At 65.5% G+C, this 22,609-nt stretch carries 22 protein-coding genes and 3 tRNA genes; 21 read left to right on the top strand and 4 right to left on the bottom strand.

Translation table 11 applies throughout. The features are described from left to right. Positions 1-9: 9 nt before the first annotated feature. The 20 genes from astA to BMZ43_RS02475 all read left to right on the top strand — a co-directional run bounded on the left by astA (position 10) and on the right by BMZ43_RS02475 (position 18,604). Positions 10-1,017, top strand: coding sequence for an arginine N-succinyltransferase (gene astA / locus BMZ43_RS02570; protein WP_017639696.1), 1,008 nt, complete (start codon positions 10-12; stop codon positions 1,015-1,017). Between the two features lie 9 nt (positions 1,018-1,026). Then, positions 1,027-2,490 (top strand): succinylglutamate-semialdehyde dehydrogenase, encoded by a 1,464-nt coding sequence (gene astD, locus BMZ43_RS02565; RefSeq protein ID WP_093249577.1) that lies wholly within the window; start codon positions 1,027-1,029, stop codon positions 2,488-2,490. Further along, the gene (astB, locus tag BMZ43_RS02560) at positions 2,487-3,848 is read left to right on the top strand and encodes an N-succinylarginine dihydrolase (protein ID WP_093249573.1); all 1,362 of its coding nucleotides are present in this window, start codon (positions 2,487-2,489) and stop codon (positions 3,846-3,848) included. Before astD ends, astB begins: the two co-directional genes overlap by 4 nt. Positions 3,849-3,862: 14 nt before the next feature. Then, on the top strand, positions 3,863-4,159 hold the full coding sequence (locus BMZ43_RS02555) for a hypothetical protein (protein WP_017639699.1): 297 nt from the start codon (positions 3,863-3,865) through the stop codon (positions 4,157-4,159). Positions 4,160-4,359: 200 nt separating this feature from the next. Then, positions 4,360-5,367, top strand: a complete 1,008-nt coding sequence (gene astE / locus BMZ43_RS02550) for a succinylglutamate desuccinylase (RefSeq protein ID WP_064306586.1) — start codon at positions 4,360-4,362, stop codon at positions 5,365-5,367. Positions 5,368-5,378: 11 nt separating this feature from the next. Then, positions 5,379-6,377: a low-specificity L-threonine aldolase gene (ltaE, locus tag BMZ43_RS02545; RefSeq protein ID WP_064306585.1), complete on the top strand. Its 999-nt coding sequence runs from the start codon at positions 5,379-5,381 to the stop codon at positions 6,375-6,377. Positions 6,378-6,562: 185 nt separating this feature from the next. Beyond that, entirely contained in the window at positions 6,563-9,187 is a 2,625-nt protein-coding gene (gene alaS, locus BMZ43_RS02540) for an alanine--tRNA ligase (protein WP_093249566.1), read from the top strand. A gap of 84 nt (positions 9,188-9,271) precedes the next feature. Continuing rightward, complete coding sequence (locus tag BMZ43_RS02535; RefSeq protein WP_068385496.1) at positions 9,272-10,507, top strand: aspartate kinase; 1,236 nt, start codon at positions 9,272-9,274, stop codon at positions 10,505-10,507. A 155-nt stretch (positions 10,508-10,662) separates the two neighbouring features. After that, positions 10,663-10,848 (top strand): carbon storage regulator CsrA, encoded by a 186-nt coding sequence (gene csrA / locus BMZ43_RS02530; protein ID WP_007159101.1) that lies wholly within the window; start codon positions 10,663-10,665, stop codon positions 10,846-10,848. Positions 10,849-10,909: 61 nt separating this feature from the next. After that, a tRNA-Ser gene (locus tag BMZ43_RS02525) sits at positions 10,910-11,000 on the top strand. Between the two features lie 106 nt (positions 11,001-11,106). Then, a tRNA-Arg gene (locus BMZ43_RS02520) sits at positions 11,107-11,183 on the top strand. Between the two features lie 60 nt (positions 11,184-11,243). Further along, a tRNA-Arg gene (locus tag BMZ43_RS02515) sits at positions 11,244-11,320 on the top strand. Between the two features lie 142 nt (positions 11,321-11,462). Further along, entirely contained in the window at positions 11,463-11,903 is a 441-nt protein-coding gene (locus BMZ43_RS02510) for an acyl-CoA thioesterase (protein WP_017639704.1), read from the top strand. Position 11,904: 1 nt separating this feature from the next. Beyond that, positions 11,905-12,903: a tRNA dihydrouridine synthase gene (locus tag BMZ43_RS02505; RefSeq protein WP_093249560.1), complete on the top strand. Its 999-nt coding sequence runs from the start codon at positions 11,905-11,907 to the stop codon at positions 12,901-12,903. Between the two features lie 154 nt (positions 12,904-13,057). Further along, a complete protein-coding gene (locus BMZ43_RS02500) occupies positions 13,058-15,061 on the top strand; it encodes an FUSC family protein (protein WP_093249551.1) in 2,004 nt (667 codons plus the stop codon). Further along, a complete protein-coding gene (locus BMZ43_RS02495; protein WP_017639707.1) occupies positions 15,048-15,251 on the top strand; it encodes a DUF1656 domain-containing protein in 204 nt (67 codons plus the stop codon). The genes BMZ43_RS02500 and BMZ43_RS02495 overlap by 14 nt, the downstream gene beginning before the upstream one ends. 28 nt (positions 15,252-15,279) lie before the next feature. Next, positions 15,280-16,182 carry an efflux RND transporter periplasmic adaptor subunit gene (locus BMZ43_RS02490; protein ID WP_093249547.1) on the top strand — a complete coding sequence of 301 codons (903 nt, stop codon included), beginning with the start codon at positions 15,280-15,282 and terminating at the stop codon, positions 16,180-16,182. A gap of 96 nt (positions 16,183-16,278) precedes the next feature. Then, complete coding sequence (locus BMZ43_RS02485) at positions 16,279-16,590, top strand: DUF485 domain-containing protein (protein ID WP_017639709.1); 312 nt, start codon at positions 16,279-16,281, stop codon at positions 16,588-16,590. Next, positions 16,587-18,242, top strand: coding sequence for a cation acetate symporter (locus tag BMZ43_RS02480; RefSeq protein ID WP_017639710.1), 1,656 nt, complete (start codon positions 16,587-16,589; stop codon positions 18,240-18,242). The genes BMZ43_RS02485 and BMZ43_RS02480 overlap by 4 nt, the downstream gene beginning before the upstream one ends. Positions 18,243-18,445: 203 nt before the next feature. After that, entirely contained in the window at positions 18,446-18,604 is a 159-nt protein-coding gene (locus tag BMZ43_RS02475) for a DUF3309 family protein (RefSeq protein WP_007159093.1), read from the top strand. 159 nt (positions 18,605-18,763) lie between these two features. Here BMZ43_RS02475 and dacB read toward each other — a convergent pair whose 3' ends face one another. From dacB to BMZ43_RS02460, 4 genes are all read right to left on the bottom strand, one after another. After that, positions 18,764-20,227 (bottom strand): D-alanyl-D-alanine carboxypeptidase/D-alanyl-D-alanine endopeptidase, encoded by a 1,464-nt coding sequence (dacB, locus tag BMZ43_RS02470; protein ID WP_017639712.1) that lies wholly within the window; start codon positions 20,225-20,227, stop codon positions 18,764-18,766. Between the two features lie 168 nt (positions 20,228-20,395). Continuing rightward, complete coding sequence (locus BMZ43_RS26405; RefSeq protein WP_017639713.1) at positions 20,396-20,545, bottom strand: hypothetical protein; 150 nt, start codon at positions 20,543-20,545, stop codon at positions 20,396-20,398. A gap of 26 nt (positions 20,546-20,571) precedes the next feature. Beyond that, positions 20,572-21,228: a hypothetical protein gene (locus BMZ43_RS02465; protein ID WP_093249543.1), complete on the bottom strand. Its 657-nt coding sequence runs from the start codon at positions 21,226-21,228 to the stop codon at positions 20,572-20,574. Between the two features lie 104 nt (positions 21,229-21,332). Further along, on the bottom strand, positions 21,333-21,542 hold the full coding sequence (locus BMZ43_RS02460; protein ID WP_007159089.1) for a cold-shock protein: 210 nt from the start codon (positions 21,540-21,542) through the stop codon (positions 21,333-21,335). Positions 21,543-22,317: 775 nt separating this feature from the next. Here BMZ43_RS02460 and BMZ43_RS02455 point away from each other — a divergent pair. Next, positions 22,318-22,587, top strand: a complete 270-nt coding sequence (locus BMZ43_RS02455; RefSeq protein WP_236712164.1) for a hypothetical protein — start codon at positions 22,318-22,320, stop codon at positions 22,585-22,587. Positions 22,588-22,609: the final 22 nt, after the last annotated feature.

Here is a 22,609-nt window from a genome sequence, read left to right as displayed (position 1 = left end):
GGAGGTCCGATGATCGTCCGTCCCGTCACCCGTGCCGATGTGCCCGCGCTGCTGCAACTGGCGCAGGCGGCCGGCGCCGGCCTCACCACCCTGCCGGCCAGCGAAGAACGCCTGGCGCAGCGGGTGGAAAATGCCGAGCGCAGTTTCCTGCAGCAGGTTGAAGCCGCCGATGCGGACTATCTCTTCGCCCTCGAAGAGGACGGCGAAGTCATCGGCATCGCCGGGATCGCCGCCGCCCTGGGGTTGCGCGAGCCCTGGTACAACTACCGGGTCGGCCTGACGGTGAGCGCCTCGCGCGAACTGGACATCCACCGGCAGATTCCCACGCTGTTCCTGGCCAACGACATGACCGGCAGCTCCGAACTCTGCTCGTTGTTCTTGCGCGCGGATCGGCGTGGTGGCGCGGCTGGGCGCCTGCTGTCCAAGTCGCGCTTCCTGTTCATCGCCGAATTCCGCGAGTTGTTCGCCGAGCGCCTCATCGCCGAGTTGCGCGGCATGTCCGACGACCAGGGCCAATCGCCGTTCTGGGAGGGCCTCGGGCGGCACTTCTTCAAGATGGAATTCTCCCAGGCCGACTATCTCACCGGCATCGGCAACCGCGGCTTCATCGCCGAGCTGATGCCGCGCTTTCCGCTCTACACCTGCTTTCTGTCTCCAGAGGCGCGCCAGGTGATTGGCAAGGTACATCCGGACACCGAAGCCGCCCGCCGCCTGCTGGAGGCCGAAGGCTTCAACTACCAGGGCTATGTCGACATCTTCGATGCCGGCCCGACCCTGGAGGCGGAAACCGCCAAGGTGCGCGCGATCCGCGACAGCCAGCGCCTGGTGCTGGCGGTGGGCACGCCTGGCGATGACGCCGAGGTGTATCTGATCCACAACCGCAAGTGCCAGGACTGCCGCATCACCAGCGCCCGCGCGCGCCTGGCTGCCGGCACCCTGGTGGTCGACTTGGCCACCGCCCGCGAGTTGCGCCTGATGGCCGGCGCCCAGGTGCGCGCCGTGCGCCTGATGCCCTGAGGAGCGCTCATGGATAGCCTCTATATCGCTGGTCAGTGGCGCCCCGGGCGCGGCGAGACCTTCACCTCGCTCGACCCCTACGCCGGTACCGCGCTGTGGGAGGGCGCGGCCGCGGACGCAGCGGACGTCGACCAGGCGATCGCCGCGGCGCGCCAGGCCTTTCCCGCCTGGGAAAGACGCGGCCAGGCCGCGCGCCTGGAGATCCTGCAGGCCTTCGCCCAGGTGCTGCAGCAACGCCGCCCGGCGCTGACCCATGCCCTAGCCGAGGAAACCGGCAAGCCGCTGTGGGAGGCCGATACCGAGCTCGGCAGCATGATCGCCAAGGTGGCCATCTCGGCCCAGGCCAAAGCGGCCCGTAGCGGCGAGCGTTCGGCTAGCGTGGCGGACGCCCGCAGCGTCACGCGCCATCGACCGCACGGCGTCCTGGCGGTCTTCGGTCCCTACAATTTCCCCGGCCATCTGCCCAATGGCCATATCGTCCCGGCGCTGCTGGCTGGCAACACAGTGGTGTTCAAGCCCAGCGAGCTGACGCCGCGTTTCGCCGCCCTGACCCTGGAATGCTGGATCGCCGCCGGGCTGCCGGCCGGGGTGCTCAATCTCGTGCAGGGCGGTCGGACCACCGGCGAGGCCCTGGCCGCGCATCCGGGCCTGGACGGCATCCTCTTCACCGGTTCCAGCGCCACGGGCGCGGCCCTGCACCGCCTCAACGCGGACCGTCCGCAGCGGCTGCTGGCCCTGGAGATGGGCGGCAACAATCCCCTGGTGGTGGCGCCGGTGGCCGATCTGGACGCGGCCGTGGTGACCATCGTCCAGTCGGCCTTTCTCTCCGCCGGGCAGCGCTGCACCTGTGCTCGTCGCCTGCTCGTGCCCCAGGGTGACTGGGGCGATGCGCTGCTGGCGCGTCTGGCAAGCGTCAGCGCGGGTCTCAGTACCGGTCGCTTCGACGCCAATCCGGCGCCTTTCATGGGTACTGTCATCTCCCTCGCCGCTGCCCAGGCCCTGCTGCGGACTCAGGCCCAGCGCCTGGCGCAGGGTGGCCGCGCGCTGCTGGAGATGCGTCAGCCGGATGCGACGCGCGCGCTGCTCACCCCGGGCATCCTCGATGTCTCGGGGATCTCCGAGTTGCCCGATGAGGAAGTCTTCGGGCCGCTGCTGCAGGTCCAGCGCTATGCGGACTTCGATCAGGCCGTGGCGCTGGCCAATGCCACCCGCTTCGGTCTGGCGGCCGGGTTGCTGGCCGACGATCCGGCCACCTATGAACACTTCTGGCAGGGGGTGCGTGCCGGCATCGTCAACTGGAATCGTCCCCTGACCGGGGCGGCCAGCGCGGCGCCCTTCGGCGGCGTCGGCGCCTCGGGCAATCACCGCCCCAGCGCCTACTATGCCGCGGACTACTGCGCCTTCCCGGTCGCCTCGCTGGAAAGCGACGCCCTGACCCTGCCCAGTCAATTGCCTCCAGGATTACCGCTATGAGTCACCTCGCCCCCGCTGCTCAAGAGGTCAATTTCGACGGCCTGGTCGGTCCGACCCACAACTACGCCGGCCTGTCCTATGGCAACGTGGCCTCCCAGGCCAGCAAGCAACAGTGCTCGAATCCGCGCGAGGCCGCGCGCCAGGGCCTGGCCAAGATGCAGGCGCTGATGGAGCTGGGCTTCGAGCAGGGCGTGCTGGCCCCCCACGAAAGACCCGACATCGCCTCGCTGCGGCGCCTGGGATTCGCCGGCAGCGATGCCCAGGTGCTGGAAAGCGCCGCACGCGAAGCCTTGCCGCTGCTCCTGTCCGCCAGTTCCGCCTCGGCCATGTGGACGGCCAACGCCGCTACCGTCAGCCCCAGCGCCGACACCCGCGACGGCCGCGTGCATTTCACCCCGGCCAACCTGGCCTGCAAGTTCCACCGCAGCCTCGAGCCCAGCACCACGGCGCGCATCCTCCAGGCGATGTTTCGCGATTCCACGCATTTCCAGCACCACGCGCCGCTGCCCTCGGTGGCCCAGTTCGGCGACGAGGGCGCGGCCAACCACACCCGCTTCAGTCGCGACCATGGCGCCCCGGGCGTGGAATTCTTCGTCTTCGGTCGCAGCGCCTTCGATCCGCGCTATCCCGAGCCCCATCGCTATCCGGCACGCCAGACCCTGGAAGCCTCCCAGGCCATCGCCCGGCTGCATGGCCTGAGCGAGGAGGGCGTGGTCTTCGCCCAGCAGAATCCGGCGGTGGTGGACCAGGGCGTCTTCCACAACGACGTCATCTCGGTGGGCAACGCCCAGGTGCTGTTCCACCATGAAGATGCTTTCCTCGACAGCGACCGGGTGCTCGACGAGCTGCAAGCCAAGCTCGCCCGACGCGGCGGCCAGCTGCAGCGCCTCTGCGTGCGTCGCAGCGAGATCAGCGTCGGCGACGCCGTGCGCTCCTATCTTTTCAACAGCCAGCTGCTGGATCGACCGGGGCAGGGCGCGCTGCTGGTGGTGCCCGACGAATGCCGGCAGAATCCGGCGGTCTGGGACTATCTGCAGGCCCAGGTCAGAGACGCGGGCCCGCTGGGCGAGGTAAAGGTCTTCGATCTCAAGCAGAGCATGCAGAACGGTGGCGGACCTGCCTGCCTGCGGCTCAGGGTGGCCCTCAAGCCCGACGAACTGGCGGCAGTGAATCCAGGGGTGCGCTTCACGCCGACGCTGCACACCCAACTACTCGACTGGGTGGACCGCCACTACCGCGACCGCCTGACACCTGCGGATCTTGCCGATCCCCAGTTGCTGGGCGAAGTCCGCACCGCCCTCGACGAGCTGACCCAGTTGCTGGGCCTCGGCTCGGTCTATCCCTTTCAATTGCCCTGACGTCCGGAGCCCCCATGAGCAACCGTCTCGATCTCATCCTCGAACCCACCGCCGACGAGCAGCAGACGCTGCAAGTCCAGCGCCTGGCCATCCGCCTGGCCGGCCGCGACCTCTGGCTGGAAGCCGACGGCAGCGGCGGTCTCAACATCTTCGCCGACTCCCAGGACGACGAAGAACAGACCCCGGTCTTGGTGCTGCGGCCCCAGGCCCTCAATGCCCTGGGGCTGTCCATCGCCCTGGAGACCTTCGCCGACGAAGGCGATGAGAATCATGTGCATGACGCCGATTGCGGTTGCGGCCACGATCATTGAGTATCTAGTGTGGTGTTTCAGACGTTCGCGCAAGAATTGGCGAGTGATTTTTGTTTCCGGGCAAGGCGCCGCGACGAGTCATAGCAGGGCTATGGCGAGGAGGGGCAACGCCGCTCGGGGACCAAAAGCGCCGCCAAAATTGTGTAGACAACTTCTGAAGCGCCACACTAGCCCCGACACGTCGCTCAGCGGAGTAGAGCATGGCTGCATCTGAACGTTATCGGTTGGCGCTTGGCCGCCTGCTGGACCTGACCCTGGCCGGCCGCGAGCCGACCGAGAAGATTCAACTGACTGCTGACGGCACTCGTCTCCACTGGCTGACCGAAGGCGTGCTGGAAGTCACCCCGCCGGTGGCGCGCGACAATCGCATGGACCTGCTGCTCTCGGCGGGCATCCATGGCAACGAGACCGCGCCCATGGAACTGCTCGACGCCTTGCTCGGCGGCATCGCCAGCGGCGCCCTGCGTCCCGCCTGCCGTCTGCTGTTCATGTACGGCAATCCCGACGCCATGCGTCGCGGCACCCGCTACGTCGAGCAGGATCTGAATCGCCTGTTCAACGGTCGCCATGCCCAGGCCGAAGGCTCCGAGGCGCAACGCGCCAACGACCTCGAACGTCTGTCCGCGCAATTCTTCAGCAAGCCCGACCGGGCGCGCCTGCACTACGACCTGCACACCGCGCTGCGCGCCTCGGCGCTGCCGCGCTTCGCCCTCTATCCCTGGAGCGCCGGGCGTGAGCATTCGGAAGCCGAGTTGCAGCGCCTGGAAGCCGCCGGCATCGAAGCCGTGTTGCTCTACGACAAGCCGGGCATCACCTTCAGCGCCTACACCTACGCCGAATGCCAGGCCGAGGCCCTGACCCTGGAGCTGGGCCAGGCGCGGCCCTTCGGCGAGAACAGCGAACTCGACCTGAGTCGCCTGCAGCTGCTGCTCGAAGCCCTGATCGAAGGCCGTGAAGCCGAACTGCCGCCGCCAGATTCCTCGCTGCTGAGATTCCGCGTGGCGCGCCAGGTGTACAAGTCCAGTCCGCGCTTCCAGTTGCACCTGGCCGACGACGTAGCCAACTTCTCGCCGCTGCGCCAGGGTTCGTTGCTGGCCGAGGACGGCAGCGAGCGCTGGATCGTCGACGAAGCCGAGGCGCGCATCATCTTTCCCAATCCCAAGGTCGCCGTCGGCCTGCGGGCCGGACTCATCGTGGTCCCGGCATAAGGAGCCACCGCATGATCGATCTGCGCAGCGATACCGTCACCCAGCCCACCACAGCCATGCGCCAGGCCATGCTGGATGCCGAACTGGGCGACGACGTCTACGGCGAAGACCCGACCGTTACCCGACTGGAGCAGCGTCTGGCGGGGGATCTCGGCCTGGAGGCCGGACTCTTCGTGCCCAGCGGCACCATGAGCAATCTGCTCGGCCTGCTGGCGCACTGTGAGCGGGGCGACGAGTACCTGGTCGGCCAGCAGGCCCACACCTACAAGTACGAAGGCGGGGGCGCCGCGGTGCTCGGCTCCATCCAGCCGCAGCCCATCGAGATGGCCGCCGACGGCAGTCTCGATCTCGACCTGGTGCGCAGCTACATCAAGGCCGACGACTTCCACTTCGCCCGTACCCGGCTGTTGGCGCTGGAAAACACCATGCACGGCAAGGTCCTGCCACTGGCCTATCTGGCGGCGGCACGCGCCTTCACCCGGGAGCACGGCCTGGCCCTGCATCTGGACGGCGCGCGGCTGTACAACGCCGCGGTCAAGCTGGGCGTGCCGGTGCGCGAGATCAGCCAGCATTTCGATTCGGTGTCGGTCTGCCTGTCCAAGGGGCTCGGTGCGCCGGTGGGGTCGGTGCTCTGCGGCGATGCCGAGCTGATCGCCAAGGCGCGTCGCTGGCGCAAGGTGGTCGGCGGCGGTATGCGCCAAGCCGGCATGCTGGCAGCGGCGGGGTTGCATGCCCTCGACCACCAGGTCGAGCGCCTGGCCGAAGACCACACCCATGCCGCCCAGCTCGGCACCGCCCTGGCCGAACTCGGCTACCAGGTGGAGCCGGTGCAGACCAACATGGTCTATCTCGCCATGGGTAACGAAGCACCCGCCCTGCAGGCCTTCCTCGCCGAACGCGGCATCCGCATCAGTCCGGCCCCACGCCTGCGCCTGGTGACCCATCTGGACGTCAACGCTGCCGATATCGAGGCGGTCATCGCCGCTTTCGCCGCCTACCGCCACCGCTAAGTCTTCCGACGACGTTTTTCCTGCGCAACCGGGGCGACACCGGGGCGCAGGCGTCGATATACTCCCAGGCATGCGTGTCCGTTTTCCGCACGTGCCGCGTCTGCGGCGCCCGCTCCGTTCGTCTCGTCTGCGATCCAGTCGGATGCCCGTCACGCGCGTCGAAAAGCCCATTGTCTGGAATGAATATGAAAAGCGCCGAAATCCGTGAAGCCTTCCTCCGCTTCTTCGAAGAGAAGGGGCACACCCGGGTCGCCTCCAGTTCGCTGATCCCCGCGAACGATCCGACCCTGCTGTTCACCAACGCCGGGATGAACCAGTTCAAGGACTGCTTCCTCGGCATGGAAAAGCGCAGCTACACCCGCGCCGCCACCAGCCAGAAGTGCGTGCGCGCGGGCGGCAAACACAACGACCTGGAGAACGTCGGCTACACGGCGCGTCACCACACCTTCTTCGAGATGCTGGGCAACTTCAGCTTCGGCGACTACTTCAAGCGCGACGCCATCACCTTCGCCTGGGAATTCCTCACCTCGCCCCAGTGGCTGGGTCTGCCCCGGGAAAAGCTCTGGGTCACCGTCTACGCCACCGATGACGAGGCCTACGACATCTGGACCAAGGAAGTCGGGGTGCCCGCGGCGCAGATGGTGCGCATCGGCGACAACAAGGGCGCGCCCTATGCGTCGGACAACTTCTGGACCATGGGCGACACCGGTCCCTGCGGTCCCTGCACCGAGATCTTCTTCGACCATGGCCCCGAGATCTGGGGCGGCCCGCCCGGTTCGCCGGAAGAAGACGGCGATCGCTACATCGAGATCTGGAACAACGTCTTCATGCAGTTCAATCGCACCGCCGATGGCGTCCTGCATCCGCTGCCGGCGCCCAGCGTCGACACCGGCATGGGTCTGGAGCGGGTGAGCGCCGTGCTGCAGCACGTGCATTCGAACTACGAGATCGACCTGTTCCAGCAGCTGCTGGCAGCCTCCGCCGAGGCCATCGGTTGCGCCAACGACGACGCCCCGTCGCTCAAGGTGGTGGCCGACCACATCCGCTCCTGCAGCTTCCTGATCGCCGATGGCGTGCTGCCGTCCAACGAAGGCCGTGGCTATGTGCTGCGCCGCATCATTCGGCGTGCCTGCCGCCACGGCAACAAGCTGGGCGCCAAGGGCACCTTCTTCCACAAGATCGTCGCCGCCCTGGTGGCCGAGATGGGTCAGGCCTATCCCGAGCTGGTCCAGCAGCAGGCGCACATCGAGCGTGTGCTGCGTACCGAGGAAGAGCAGTTCGCCAAGACCCTGGAGCAGGGCCTGAAGATCCTCGAACAGGATCTGGCGCAGCTGCAGGGCGACACCATCCCCGGCGACGTGGTGTTCAAGCTCTATGACACCTACGGCTTCCCGGTCGACCTGACCAACGACATCGCCCGCGAGCGCAACCTGAATCTCGACGAGGCCGGCTTCGAACGCGAGATGGAGGCCCAGCGCGAGCGGGCCCGTTCCGCGAGCGCCTTTGGCGTGGACTACAACAGCCTGGTCAAGGTCGAGGGCGAAACCCGTTTTCTCGGCTACGACACCACTAGCGCCTCGGGCACCATCGTCGCCCTGTACCGTGCCGGTCAGCCAGTGGACAGCCTGGCCGAAGGCGAAGAGGGCGTGGTCATCCTCGACCAGACGCCGTTCTACGGTGAATCCGGTGGCCAGGTCGGCGATACCGGTTTCCTGGAAAGCGCCGGCGTTGGCTTTGCCGTGCGCGACACCACCAAGACCCAGGGCGCCTTCCTGCACCATGGCGTGGTGACCAAGGGCAGCCTCAACGTCGGCACCGCGCTCATGGCCCAGGTAGATGCCGGTCGCCGCCAGGGTATCGCCCTGAACCACTCCGGTACCCACCTGCTGCACGCCGCGCTGCGCCAGGTGTTGGGCGACCATGTCCACCAGAAGGGCTCCCTGGTCAACGACCAGCGCCTGAGATTCGACTTCAGCCACTTCGAGGCCATCAGGCCCGAGGAGCTCAAGCGCATCGAGACCATCGTCAACGAAGAGATCCGCAAGAACAGCGCGGTGACCACCGAGGTCATGGCCATCGACGAGGCCAAGGCCCGTGGCGCCATGGCACTGTTCGGCGAGAAGTACGGCGACGTGGTACGCGTGGTCGGCATGGGCGGTGAATTCTCCGTCGAGCTGTGCGGCGGTACCCACGTCGTCCAGACCGGCGACATCGGCCTGCTCAAGCTGGTCAGCGAAGGTGGCGTGGCCTCCGGCGTACGCCGCGTGGAAGCCATCACCGGCACCGCGGCCCTGGCCTACCTCAACGGCGCCGAGGAGCAACTGCGCGAAGCCGCCAGCCTGCTCAAGGGCAGTCGCGACAACGTGCTGGACAAGCTGGCCGCGCTGGTCGAGCGCAATCGCCAGCTGGAAAAGGAAATCGAGCAGCTCAAGGCCAAGGCCGCCAGTGCCTCGGCCGGTGACCTGGTGGACCAGGCGCAGGATGTGAAGGGCGCCAAGGTGCTCACCGCGCGTCTCGACGGCCTCGACGGCAAGGCGCTGCTGGCGCTGGTCGACCAGCTCAAGAACAAGCTGGGCAGCGGCATGATCCTGCTCGGTGGCGAAGCCGACGGCAAGGTGGTGCTGGTGGCCGGCGTCACCGCCGACCTGACCGCCAAGCTCAAGGCCGGCGAGCTGATGAAGCGCGCCGCGGCCGTGGTGGGGGGCAAGGGCGGTGGTCGTCCTGACATGGCCCAGGGCGGCGGCACCGATGCCAGCCAGCTCGCAGCGGCCCTGGCCTGTGCCGGCCAGTACGCCGAGGAAAGCCTCTAAGAGCGCTGCGGGTCGCCGGGGAGGGCGGCCCGCTTCCTCCCTCAACAACATGAATCAGATTTTTCTGCGGACGGGCAGCAAGCAATGGCATTGATCGTACAGAAATTCGGCGGTACCTCGGTGGGTACGGTGGAGCGTATCGAGCAGGTCGCCGACAAGGTGAAACGCTTCCATGAAGCGGGCGACCAGATCGTCGTGGTGGTGTCGGCCATGAGTGGCGAGACCAACCGCCTGATCGGCCTCGCCAAGCAGATCATGGAGCAACCCGATCCGCGCGAGCTGGATGTCATGGTCTCCACCGGCGAGCAGGTCACCATCGGCCTGCTGACCATGGCGCTGCTCAAGCGCGGCGTCCAGGCGGTCTCCTACACGGGCAGCCAGGTGCGCATCCTCACCGACAGCGCCCACACCAAGGCGCGCATCCAGCAGATCGACGATGCCCGCATCCGCGCCGACCTCAAGGCGCGCAAGGTCGTGGTCGTAGCCGGCTTCCAGGGCGTCGACGAGCAGGGCAACATCACCACCCTGGGCCGTGGTGGCTCCGACACTACGGGCGTGGCCCTGGCGGCCGCGCTGAAGGCCGACGAATGCCAGATCTACACCGACGTCGACGGCGTCTACACCACCGATCCGCGCGTGGTGCCCCAGGCCCAGCGCCTGGACAAGATCACCTTCGAGGAAATGCTGGAAATGGCCAGCCTCGGCTCCAAGGTGCTGCAGATCCGCTCGGTGGAATTCGCCGGTAAATACAACGTGCCGCTGCGCGTGCTGCACAGCTTTCAGGAGGGTCCGGGCACCCTCATTACCCTTGATGAAGAGGAATCCATGGAACAGCCGATCATCTCCGGCATCGCCTTCAACCGTGACGAAGCCAAGCTGACCATTCGCGGTGTGCCGGATACCCCCGGCGTGGCCTTCAAGATCCTCGGCCCGATCAGCGCGGCCAACATCGAAGTCGACATGATCGTGCAGAACGTCGCGCACGATAACACCACCGACTTCACCTTCACCGTGCACCGCAACGACTACCAGGCGGCCCTGGAGATCCTCAAGCGCACCGGTGTCGAGATCGGTGCCCGTGAGTCCGTGGGCGATATCAAGATCGCCAAGGTCTCCATCGTCGGCGTCGGCATGAGATCCCACGCCGGCGTGGCTAGCCAGATGTTCGAAGCCCTGGCCAAGGAGAGCATCAACATCCAGATGATCTCCACCTCCGAGATCAAGGTGTCGGTGGTCATCGAGGAGAAATACCTCGAGCTGGCCGTTCGCGCGCTGCACACCGCTTTCGAGCTCGACGCCCCCGCACGCGGCGCCGAGTGACCCGCCAAGCGAGGTCCCTGCCACAGGGGCCTCATCTATCGCGGCTCTTGCGGAACTTTACTTGCATGGACAGAGGTCAATAGCGACTAGAGGGTCCATTCAGGGATCGTTTCGGTTCATACGTGCAGACTGAGTTAAAGCTTAAGGAGAATGGAATGCTTATTTTGACTCGTCGGGTTGGTGAGACCCTGATGGTGGGTGACGAAGTCACCGTGACGGTACTGGGAGTCAAGGGCAACCAGGTCCGCATTGGCGTCAATGCACCCAAGGAAGTCGCGGTTCATCGCGAGGAAATCTACCAGCGCATCCAGAAGGAAAAGGACCAAGAACCAAACCACTGATTTTTTTTGAATTTTTCTCTTTGCAAACGGGCAAACCTTCGATATAGTTTCGCCCCGTTGCGGTGAGGTGGCCGAGTGGCCGAAGGCGCTCCCCTGCTAAGGGAGTACACCTCAAAAGGGTGTCGAGGGTTCGAATCCCTCCCTCACCGCCATTTGCTTCAAACTGGCTCCGCTGTACTGACCAAATGGTAAGTACCTGATAAACAAGCAAATTTGCTTGACACGTCAGAAACGGAAGCTAGAATACGCAGCTTCAACGCACTCGTAGCTCAGCTGGATAGAGTACTCGGCTACGAACCGAGCGGTCGGAGGTTCGAATCCTCCCGAGTGCGCCAAATCGACGAAGCCTCTGGCTTCAGCAGTACCAGCGGTGTTCTGGCTAAACTCACCGAAACGCACTCGTAGCTCAGCTGGATAGAGTACTCGGCTACGAACCGAGCGGTCGGAGGTTCGAATCCTCCCGAGTGCGCCAAACATGAAGAAGGGCCTGCAGCGATGCAGGCCCTTTTTTATTGTCCGCGGATTCATGCCAGTATCCGCGACCGATGACCTGGCCAGGATCCCGTTCGGCCTGGCCTTCCGTCTTTCGACCTCGCCCGCGAGAGGGTCTCATCATGCAGTGGGACAGACCGACGCCCCATCTCCTGCCGCTGCGCATCGGTGCCGAGCACATCGACGGCCTGGGCCATGCCAACAATGCCGTCTACGTCAGCTGGCTCGAACAGTGCGCCTGGCAGCATTCGGCGGCCCTGGGCCTGGACCTGGCCACCTTCCAGCGCCTGGATCGCGCCATGGCCGTGGTGCGCCACGAGATCGACTACCTCAGCAGCGGTTACCAGGACGATGAGCTGGTGCTCGGCACCTGGCTGGTGGACTGGGATCGCCGTCTGCGCATGACCCGGCAATTCCAGCTGCAGCGTCCCGCCGATGGCGTGACCCTGCTGCGCGCCCGGACGACCTTCGTCTGCATCGAGCTGTCTTCCGGCAAGCCCAAGCGTATGCCACCTGAGTTCCTGGCCGGTTACGGTCAGGCGCTGCCCGGCGAGGACGTCTGACATGGAGATCGCCCTGGCGCCCATGGAGGGACTCGTCGACGACATCCTGCGCGAGTTGCTGACCGAAGTCGGTGGACTCGACTGGTGCGTGAGCGAATTCATCCGTGTCTGCGATCGCCTGCTGCCGGCGGCGGCCTTCGCCAAGCTGGCGCCGGAGCTGGGGCAGGGTGCGCGTACGCCATCGGGCACCCCCATGCGCGTGCAGCTGCTGGGCTCGGATCCGGCCTGCCTGGCCGACAATGCGGCCTTCGCCTGCACCCTGGGCGCACCGGTGATCGACCTCAACTTCGGCTGCCCGGCCAAGACCGTCAACAAGTCCCGCGGCGGCGCGGTGCTGCTCAAGGAGCCGGAACTACTCAACCGGATCGTCGAGAGCGTGCGTCAGGCCGTTCCGGCGCACATTCCAGTCACCGCCAAGATGCGCCTGGGCTATGACAGCCCGAACAGCGCCCTGGCCTGCGCCGAGGCCTTGGCAGAGGGCGGCGCGACGCAACTGGTGGTCCATGCACGAACCAAGGTCGAGGGTTATCGCCCGCCGGCACACTGGGAGTGGGTGGCGCGGGTGGCCGACCGGGTGTCCGTGCCGGTGCTGGCCAATGGCGAGATCTGGACCCTGGATGATTACTGGCGCTGCCGCAGTGTCAGCGGTCAGGCCTCGGTCATGCTGGGCCGCGGCCTGGTCTCGCGACCGGATCTGGCGCTGCAGATCGCCGCTGCCGTACGCGGCGAGGAGACGGCTGTGCAAAGCTGGGCCGAGATCCTGCCGCGAGTGCAGCGCTTCTGGGTCATGGCGCAGCGCAAGCTGGCGCCGCGCTACGCCCCAGGGCGCCTCAAACAGTGGCTGGGCATGCTGACGCGCAGCTATCCCGAGGCGGCGGCTCTGTTCGCCCAGGTACGGCGTGAATCCGACTGCGCCCTGATCGACCGCCTGCTCGGCATGGCTGGACAAAACCCGGGCAATCTTGATCTCGATCAAGAACGCCGGCTGCAACTCGTCTAGTCTGCAGGGAGTGGTGACGACGGAGCGTCGTCGCTCGAGCACGCAAGGCACTTCAGGCGACCCCCGGGTCGCCTTTTTTTCGTCCGGGCGACCCGCTGGAACTTCGCCCGGGTCGCGCGGCCTATGCTGGATCCCCTGCAGACCAAGAGCCGACGTGCGCCTACCCTGGACGGTCTTTCTCGCACCCACGCCGGCGGCGCTCCTCTTTGCCGGCAAGACCCTGTTCGCCGCCGGACTGGCGCTCTGGCTGGCCGTTCGTTTCAGCCTCGAGCAACCAGTCTGGGCCTGCATGACGGTGATGATCGTCTCCCAGCCGCTGTCCGGCATGGTGCTGGCCAAGGGATTGTTCCGCCTGCTCGGCACCCTCGCTGGCACCTGCATGGCGGTGGTACTCATGGGCTTCTTCGCCCAGACGCCCTGGCTGTTCCTGTTGGCCCTGGCGGGTTGGATGGCCCTCTGCACGGCCGCCTCGACCCTGCTGCGCAACCATGTCGCCTATGGCTTCGTCCTGGCCGGCTATACGGTGGCGATCATCGGCCTGCCCGCCATCGCCCATCCGCTGACGGTGTTCGACCAGGCGGTGGCCCGCTGTACCGAGATCTGCCTGGGCATCGTCGTGGCCTCGGCGGTCAGCGCGCTGTTCTGGCCGCAGCGCGTGGAGCAGAATCTGGCCGCTCAGGCGCGGCGCACCTGGGAGCAGGGCGTGGCCGCCGCGCGGGCGGAGCTGGCGGAGGCCCAGGACGCCACCCAGGGCCTGCTGGCCATGCTCGGCCAGGTGGTGGCGGTGGACGCCCAGCGCGACCATGCCTGGTTCGAAGGCCAGCGTGGCCGGCAGCGTGCCCGGGCGCTGCGCCTGCTCTCGCGCGACCTGCTCAGCCTGCTGCGCACCGCTCGCGGCGCCATGCGCCAGTGGCGTGGCCTGGACGAGTCGCGAAGGGGCGCGCTGCAGCCCTGGCGCGACGAACTGCTGGTGACCCTGGCCGACCCCCAGGCTCCCGCTCTGGAGGCCCTCCTGCAGCGTCTGCGAGAGGCTGCCGGCACCGCCCCGGAGCTGGACAACGACCAGCGCTACCTGCTGGCCCGCTTCGCAATCCTGCTGGACAAGATTTTGCTCGCCGGTCGAGCCCTGGACAGCGTCCATACGGCGCAGCTCAGCGCCGTGGCGCCCTCGGCATTGGCCCGCCATCGCGATGTCCAGACGGCGCTGCTCTATGGCCTGCGCAGCGCCTGTGCGCTGCTGGCCGTGGGCGTCTTCTGGCTGGCCAGTGCCTGGCCCTCGGCGCCGGGTGCCATGCTCATGGCCGGCGTCATCTGCAGTCTGTTCGCCAATCGCGACAACGCCGCGACCATAGGTCTCGGGTTCCTGCGCGGCATCCTCTATGCCGCACCGGTCGCCATCCTCGTCAGCCAGGTGCTGTTGCCGCAGATCAGTGGCTATCCGCTGCTGTGCCTGGTACTGGGGGTGCCGCTGTTCTTTGCCGCCCTGGGGATGGCCGGTCCACCCAGCGTGGTGGGCACCGCGACGGCCTTCGCCATCCACCTGCTGGTGCTGGTTTCGCCCAACAATCACGGCCAGGTGGAAATGGGCGCCTTGCTCAACCAGTTGCAGAGTCTGCTGATCGGGGTGGGCGCGGCGGTGCTGATGTTCCGGCTGATCAGCCTGCGGACGCCGCGGCGTACCAGTCGCCGGATCCTGGAGGCCACCACCTACGACCTGCAGCGACTGACCAGGGTCCCTCTGGCCAATGCCGAGACCTGGTTCGGTGGACGCATGGCGGATCGCCTGTTGCTGCTGGCGCGGCATATCGATCAGCTGTCGGCGGGCGAGCGCGGGCGCTGGGAGCAGGGATTGCTGGCGCTGGACCTGGGCAACGAATTGCTGCACCTGCGCGCCTGCCTGGCCGATGCCCAGGGCGAGGTGGCGCGGGCGCGGGATGCCTTTCTCGCGCGCTTTGCCGAACAGCTGGAAGTGGGCTTCGGTGACCTCCAGCCGGGCGCGCTGGACGCCGCAGCGGAGCGTTTGCGCCAGGCGCTGGACCAGGCGCCGGACGATGAGCCGCATCGACTGGCGCGCGGTGCCATCGGCCAGCTCCAGCAGACCTGGCGCAGCTGTTGTCTAGAGGCGGTAGTGGAGGAGGGCGCGGATGAATCTGCATGAATGGGCCATCGGCGGGGTCTACCTGGGGCCGCTGTTCGTCTATGGCGTCCTGGCGCTATTGCTGACGGCCCTCTCGCTGTGGCTGTTGCAGCGCAGCGGCCTCGGCCGCCATCTCTGGCACGGCGCCCTGTTCGGCTGCGCGCTGTTCGTGCTCTGGCTGGCCGGCATCGTGGCCGTGCTGGCCACCTGAGCCCTATGACAAGAGGATCGCAAAGGCGATGCACAAGACCCTGCGTGTGGCGATAACCCTGATCGTGGTACTGCTCGCCATCCTGGCCGGCACCTGGCTGTGGCATTTCTATCTCTATACGCCCTGGACGCGCGATGCGCGGGTACGGGCCGATGTGGTGGTGGTCGCGCCCGACGTGTCCGGCTGGGTGACCCGTCTGGCGGTGGTGGACAACCAATTGGTCAAGCCGGGCGATCTGCTCCTGCAGATCGATCAGCAGCGTTATCAGGCCAATCTCGCCCATGCCAAGGCGGTGGCCGAGACGCGCCAGCAGCAATTGCGTCTGCGCGAGAGCGAGGCGGCCCGGCGCCAGCGCCTGGGTACCAGCGCCATCAGCGCCGAGGACCGCGAGACCGCCCAGGTCAATGTCGCCGTCGCCCGCAGCCAGTACCAGGAAGCCCTGAGCGACGTGAACCTGGCCCAGATCAACCTGGATCGCAGCCGGGTGCTGGCGCCGCGGGAGGGGCGGATCACCAACCTCAGATTCGCCGAGGGCAACTATGTGCAGACCGGCCAGGCGGTGATGGCGCTGGTGGATACCAAGTCCTTCTACGTCATGGCCTATTTCGAGGAGACCAAGATCCCCTCTATCCACCCCGGTGATGCGGTACGGGTGCGCCTGATGAACCAGGCAGCGCCGCTGCAGGGGCGGGTGGCGAGCATCAGCAGCGGCATCACCGATCGCAATGCGGCCAACGATGCCCAGTTGCTGGCCAACGTCGAGCCGACCTTCAACTGGGTGCGCCTGGCGCAACGCATTCCGGTGCGCATCGAACTGCTGGACGTACCGGCGGATATCCACCTCAGCGCGGGGATGACGGCGAGCGTCTCGGTGCTCGATGGCGAGGGTCACCGCCCGCTGCAGGGCTGGCGTCGGCTCTGGGATTACTGAGGTCGGAGAAGGTACGACTAAAGTCGTCTGGAAGCCTTACCGGGCGGGCCTAGAGTAGAGCTCGACGCTCCCGTCATGCTGTAAGGAACAACAATAATGAATGACAGCACCTACCGGCGGATTGAAGCCAGTCCGCGTTTCCAAGAACTGGTGACCAAGCGCGGGCGCTTTGCCTGGACGCTCTCCGCCATCATGCTCGGACTCTATTCCGCCTTCATTCTCCTGATCGCCTTCGCCCCCAGGGTCCTCGGCACCCGTATCCATGCGGAGACCGCCATGACCTGGGGTATCCCCCTGGGCGTCGGTCTGATCCTGTCGGCCTTCGTTCTGACCGGTATCTATGTACGCCGGGCCAATGGCGAATTCGATCGGCTCAACGCGGAAATCCTCCGGGAGGTGCAGCCATGAGACGTCTTTCCCTGGCCGCTGCACTGCTGGCCCTCTCGCCTTCGCTGTGGGCGGCCGACGCCATCAGCGGCGCGGTCCAGCGCCAACCCCTGAACGTCTCCGCCATCCTGATGTTCGTGGCCTTCGTCGGCGCCACCCTGGGCATCACCTACTGGGCCTCCAAGCGCAACCGCTCGGCAGCGGACTACTACGCCGCTGGCGGGCGCATCACCGGTTTCCAGAATGGTCTGGCCATCGCCGGTGACTACATGTCGGCCGCCTCTTTCCTGGGCATTTCCGCCCTGGTGTTCACCTCCGGCTACGACGGCCTGATCTACTCCATCGGCTTCCTGGTGGGCTGGCCGATCATCCTGTTCCTGATCGCCGAGCGCCTGCGCAACCTGGGCAAGTACACCTTCGCCGACGTGGCGTCCTATCGCCTCAAGCAAAAGGACATCCGTACCCTGTCCGCCTGCGGTTCGCTGGTGGTGGTCGCCCTCTACCTGATCGCCCAGATGGTCGGTGCCGGCAAGCTGATCCAGCTGCTGTTCGGCCTGGACTACACCCTGGCCGTGGTGCTGGTGGGCATCCTCATGGTGCTCTACGTCCTCTTCGGCGGCATGCTGGCCACCACCTGGGTGCAGATCATCAAGGCGGTGCTGCTGCTGTCCGGCGCCAGCTTCATGGCCTTCATGGTGATGAAGCACGTCGGCTTCGACTTCAACCGACTGTTCGCCGAAGCCATCGCCGTGCATCCGAAAGGCGAGGCCATCATGAGCCCCGGCGGCCTGGTGAAGGATCCGATCTCGGCCTTCTCCCTGGGTCTGGCGCTGATGTTCGGCACCGCCGGCCTGCCGCACATCCTGATGCGCTTCTTCACCGTGAGCGACGCCAAGGAAGCCCGCAAGAGCGTGTTCTACGCCACCGGCTTCATCGGCTACTTCTACATCCTGACCTTCATCATCGGCTTTGGCGCCATCCTGCTGGTCAGCACCAACCCGGCCTTCAAGGACGCCGCCGGCGCCCTGCTGGGCGGCAACAACATGGCGGCGGTGCACCTGGCCAACGCCGTGGGCGGCAGCATCTTCCTGGGCTTCATCTCGGCGGTGGCCTTCGCCACCATCCTGGCGGTGGTGGCCGGTCTGACCCTGGCCGGTGCTTCGGCGGTCTCCCATGACCTCTACGCCAGCGTGATCAAGAAGGGCAAGGCCAACGAGAAGGACGAGATTCGCGTCTCCAAGATGACCACCGTGGCGCTGGGCGTAGTCGCCATTGCCCTGGGCATCCTCTTCGAGAAGCAGAACATCGCCTTCATGGTGGGCCTGGCCTTCTCCATCGCCGCCAGCTGCAACTTCCCCATCCTGCTGCTCTCGATGTACTGGAAGCGCTTGACCACGCGGGGCGCCATGATCGGTGGCTGGCTCGGCCTGATCACCGCGGTGGCCCTGATGGTGCTCGGCCCGACCATCTGGGTGACCATCCTCGGTCATGCCAAGCCGATCTACCCCTATGAATACCCGGCGCTGTTCTCCATCGCCGTGGCCTTCATCGGCATCTGGTTCTTCTCCATCACCGACAAGTCGGCGGCTGCCGAAGAGGAGCGTGCACGCTTCTACCCGCAGTTCGTGAGATCCCAGACCGGCCTGGGGGCCAGCGGCGCCGTCTCGCACTGATAGATACCTGCACCAAGACCGAGCCCGGATCCCTGATCCGGGCTTTTTTTTTGCCGGGAACACCGGTGGATCGAGGGATGGCAGAGGTCGCCTGACGACTTCGGAATTTTCCGCCGCTGGCGCGGGTCCATGGAACAGGCCCGTCGCTTCGTAGCAACCTGTTACGACGGCGGTCGACCCCTGGCCTTCATGGAGAATGGCAGATGACTCTCTCGACCATCCTGGTTCTGGTGCTGCTGGTCCTGCTCATCGGCGGACTTCCGGTGTTCCCCCATTCGCGCAGCTGGGGCTATGGCCCGTCCGGCATCGTGGGCGCCATTCTGGTGGTCCTGCTGGTGCTGCTCTTGCTCGGCATGATCTAGGCCGTAGCCGCGGCGTGAAAATGCCCCACAAGGGTGCATTGGACAAAGGTCTTGCCCAATGCGGTGCACCGCGGTAACGTCTGCTTTCCGGCCTGCCTTGCCGAGTGCTGTAAACAAAACCGGCGTCTGCGTGAGCAGACGCCGGTTTTGTTTTGCGCGTCAGTTGGCGACCGCGCCGTCCTGGCGGCTGCGCAGATAGAGATCCAGCACGACCTCGTCCAGGATGGAGGAGGCACCCCAGGGACGGCTGCTGTTGAGGATGGCGACCACCACCCAGTTGCGGGCATTGGCGTCCCGGACGAAGCCTGCCAGGGCGCGCACGTTGTTCAGGGTGCCGGTCTTCATGTGCGCCTGGCCGGTCAGCGGCGAATTCTTCATGCGTTTGCGCAGGGTGCCGTCCATGCCGGCCAGCGGCAGCGAGGAGATGAACTCCGGCCCATAGGGGCTCTGCCAGGCCGATCTGAGGATCTCCGCCATCTCCCGCGCGCTGACCCGCTCGGCGCGGGACAGGCCCGAGCCGTTCTCCATGATCAGGTGGCTGGCATTGATGCCCTTGCGCGCCAGCCACGAGCGGATGACCCGCAGCGCCGCCTTGCCGTCGTCGGCATCCGCCGAGGTGCGGAATTGCGCGCCGATGGACAGGAACAGCTGCTGGGCCATGGTGTTGTTGCTGTACTTGTTGATGTCGCGAATGATCTCCACCACATCGGGGGAGAAGGCCCGCGCCAGCACCTCGGCGTTGCGCGGCACGCTGCCCTCGCGGGTGCGGCCCTTGATGCTGCCGCCCAGCTCCTGCCAGATGGCCCGCACCGCGCCGGCGGTGTAGGCCGGGTGATCGAGCAGCGACAGATAGCTCTGAGCGTTGCAGCCGTCCGGCAACTGGCCGCTGACGATGAGGCTGGTGCTGCCATCGGCCTGGGGCACCGGATTGAAACGCACGTCCGGCCAGGCGGGACAGCCGCTCTTGCCGGTGGCGCGCATCTGGTTGTCGATGTTGACGTTGGTCAGCGGTGGATCCATGGAGACGCTGACGCGGCCATCGGCCGAGCGCACCACCATGCGTACCGATTTCAGGTTCACCAGCAGCGAATCCGGCCCCACCAGGAAGGTCTTGTTCTCGTCTTCGCCGTCATCGTTGAAGGCCGGCAGATTGGGTTTCACGAAGCGACCACGATCCAGCACCAGGTCGCCGGTGACCTCCAGCACGCCATTGGCGCGCAGGTCGCGCATGAGCAGCCAGAGGCGCTCCATGTTCAGCTTGGGATCGCCGCCACCCTTGAGATAGAGGTTGCCGTTGAGGATGCCGTCCTTGAGGGTGCCGTCGGTATAGAACTCGGTCCTCCACTGGTAGGTGGGGCCCAGCAGTTCCAGGGCGGCATAGGTGGTGATCAGCTTCATGGTCGACGCCGGATTCACCGAGACGTCGGCGTTGTAGTAATCGTTTTCGCCCGGGCCGTCGAGGGGCAGCATCACCAGCGACAGATCGCTACCGGGAATCTTGTTGGTCTGCATCGCCTTTTCGATTCGCGGCGGCAGGTAGGAGGTATCGGCACTGACGGGCAGGGAAAAGCCCAGGGCGCAGCAGCTCAACAGCAGGCCCAGAGATCGGAAGGTCTTTCGCATCGGGACACACACCTTGGCAGGGTACCGGCCTAGTTGAAGAGAAAAGGGGCCGATAGACGTCGGAGTGCGGGCATTATGCAGTAAGGAGGGCGGGGCGAGCCAATCCCAAGGGGCAGCACGCAGACAAAGAAACGACCGCCTTGGCGGTCGTTTCTGGAAAGGGCGGGATCAGTTGTAGCCCGTGGCGTCCTTGGTACGGTCCGGACTGTTGGGCGAGGGCGGATCGCGTCCGTCGTCGGTCTTGGCGTGCTCGGTGCGCAGGGGCTTTTCGTCCTTGGGCAGTTCGCGTTCGTCGGCTTTGCGCTTTTCTTCGGCCATGGGATCCTCGTCTGCTTGATTGCCGGTCAAGGTGTGACCGGTGCAGGCGTTTCGCCGTTCCCCTGGGGCGAGGAGTGGTTGGTGAACACGCCGGCGGCCTGCAATTGCCGCAGGGCCTCGTTGACCTGGCGCGCGAAGGTTTCCTCGATGGCGGTGCCGACCTGATGGCTGGCGGCCAGGGGCAGGAACCAGACCCCCATCCAGGTGCGCACCGAGCTGGCATTGCGCACGCGGGTGGGCGAGCTGCCCCCCGGCGCCAACCACTCGGCGGTCAGTACATAGTCGTCTCTGGCGGTACCCGGGACGAGAAAGAAGGTGGCACCGGTGATCAGGCCGCTGGCGATGGCCGCGGCATAGGAGGTGCTGTTGTAGAGCTTGAGGCGCAGCAAGGCGTCGTCCGGCTTGCCGGGCTCCGGCACCAGGGTGATACGGTCGAACAGCTGGGAGTGCTCCAGGACTTGGCGCAGCCTGGGCTTCAGGCCTTCACGGGCCACGGCGATGGAGGTCGCCTCCTTGGCGTCTTCGACCTCGCCTCGATAGAAATTGAACTCCACCAGGACATTGGGGCGCTGCTGTCGCTCGCTCGCGGGAGCGCGGAACGGCTGGGAAGGGAGTTCGGCACCGGGAAAGGCGGCGCAACCGGCGAGCAGGAGCAGGCAGAGCAGGGCAGCGAAGGTTTTCACAAGACGCACCTCATCCCTAGGTCGCTATTGCGAACGTTGGTTGGCCGACGTCCGCGCAAAAAAAAGCCCAACCGGGGGTTGGGCTTTTTCGAGAAGGCGGGTGATTAGATCACCTGCACCTCATCGGCCTGCAGGCCTTTCTGGCCTTGCACGACCAGGAAGGAAACGGCCTGGCCTTCTTGCAGGCTCTTGAAGCCGTTACCCTGAATGGAACGGTAGTGAACGAACACGTCCGGGCCGCTCTGGGGGGTGATGAAGCCGAAGCCTTTCTCGTCGTTGAACCACTTGACGGTGCCAGTTTGGCGAGTAGACATGGATTTCTCCTTGAATAAGATGACGTTGTTGTCCGAAGGACGACAGTTTTGAAACGAGGAGAAACCCATGCCGCGAAAGCTGGCCCTGATGTACTCCAGGTTCTCGACAGGTGAGCCGCTTTGTAGAGACAGCCTCACCTGACAGCGATGGATGGTCTCAGACTGGCTTGCGCAAAACAAGACCTTTGAGCTGCTCGATGTTGACTTTAGCGACCATGGTCGAAGTGGTGGCTAGAGCGGGCAAACGGCTGTTGGCGCAGGGGAGGCGTATCGCAATCCTGGGCATGGGCCTGTCGGCTGCCGAAAAGGATCCGTGCTGAATCGTTTCCCTGACGCAAGGTGTCGTTGGCCGAGTCGCTGGGCAGTGCATCGTGCCCGGCAATCAGTAGTGCGTGAGGGCTGATTATTCAAGTTTTCAGGAGCCTGTGAGGATCTGTCTCTTCCACCCTATCGTGTTGCCCACCAGCATTCTGCCTAGGCCATCGTTCGGGGTTCCAGGCGGCGCGATTCGGCCAGCTGAGGTTTATCCAGAGTCTTTTCGTGACCGGGATGGTACTCAAGCGCGGTTGGTACCTAGGAGCGGGTCCCGGCTAGGGGAAGGTTTCAGCCGGTCGAAGCAAACGCTCAGCGGTCGCGGGCAAAGGCTTTTCGTTTTCGCTGTCGCCATAGGCCAGTGGTGTCGAAACGGTGACGGCCTGCTCAATGCGGGTAGTGGCTAGATGCTATTATTTCGTTCGATTCATTACCCCGAACCGCAAGGGTTCAAGGATTTACCGTGAAAAACGGTCTCGAATGCGCAGGACGCGCATTGGGCCACGGACTCGCCGGATACCGGGTCGAGCTTCGTCGCCTGAACCTCAATGAAATACTGATAGCTGTCTACCATGCCCAGCAGTCGATCAAGCTGACCCAGCGAATAGTGACCAACGAGCAGGCTACCAATCCGTTCTTGCTGAATGCGGTGGTGGCAGCCATGCGGGTCGAGGCTGACACCGTCGGTCTCTTCATCGAGATTCCACTCGCCGATGATTGCCTGACCGCCTGAATCTGGCGGTCATTGGATGCGG

The sequence above is a fragment of the Pseudomonas sp. Snoq117.2 genome, from assembly GCF_900110545.1.
In the GTDB taxonomy this organism is placed as follows: domain Bacteria; phylum Pseudomonadota; class Gammaproteobacteria; order Pseudomonadales; family Pseudomonadaceae; genus Chryseomonas; species Chryseomonas benzopyrenica.
This window is presented reverse-complemented; position numbering and strand designations above follow the sequence as displayed.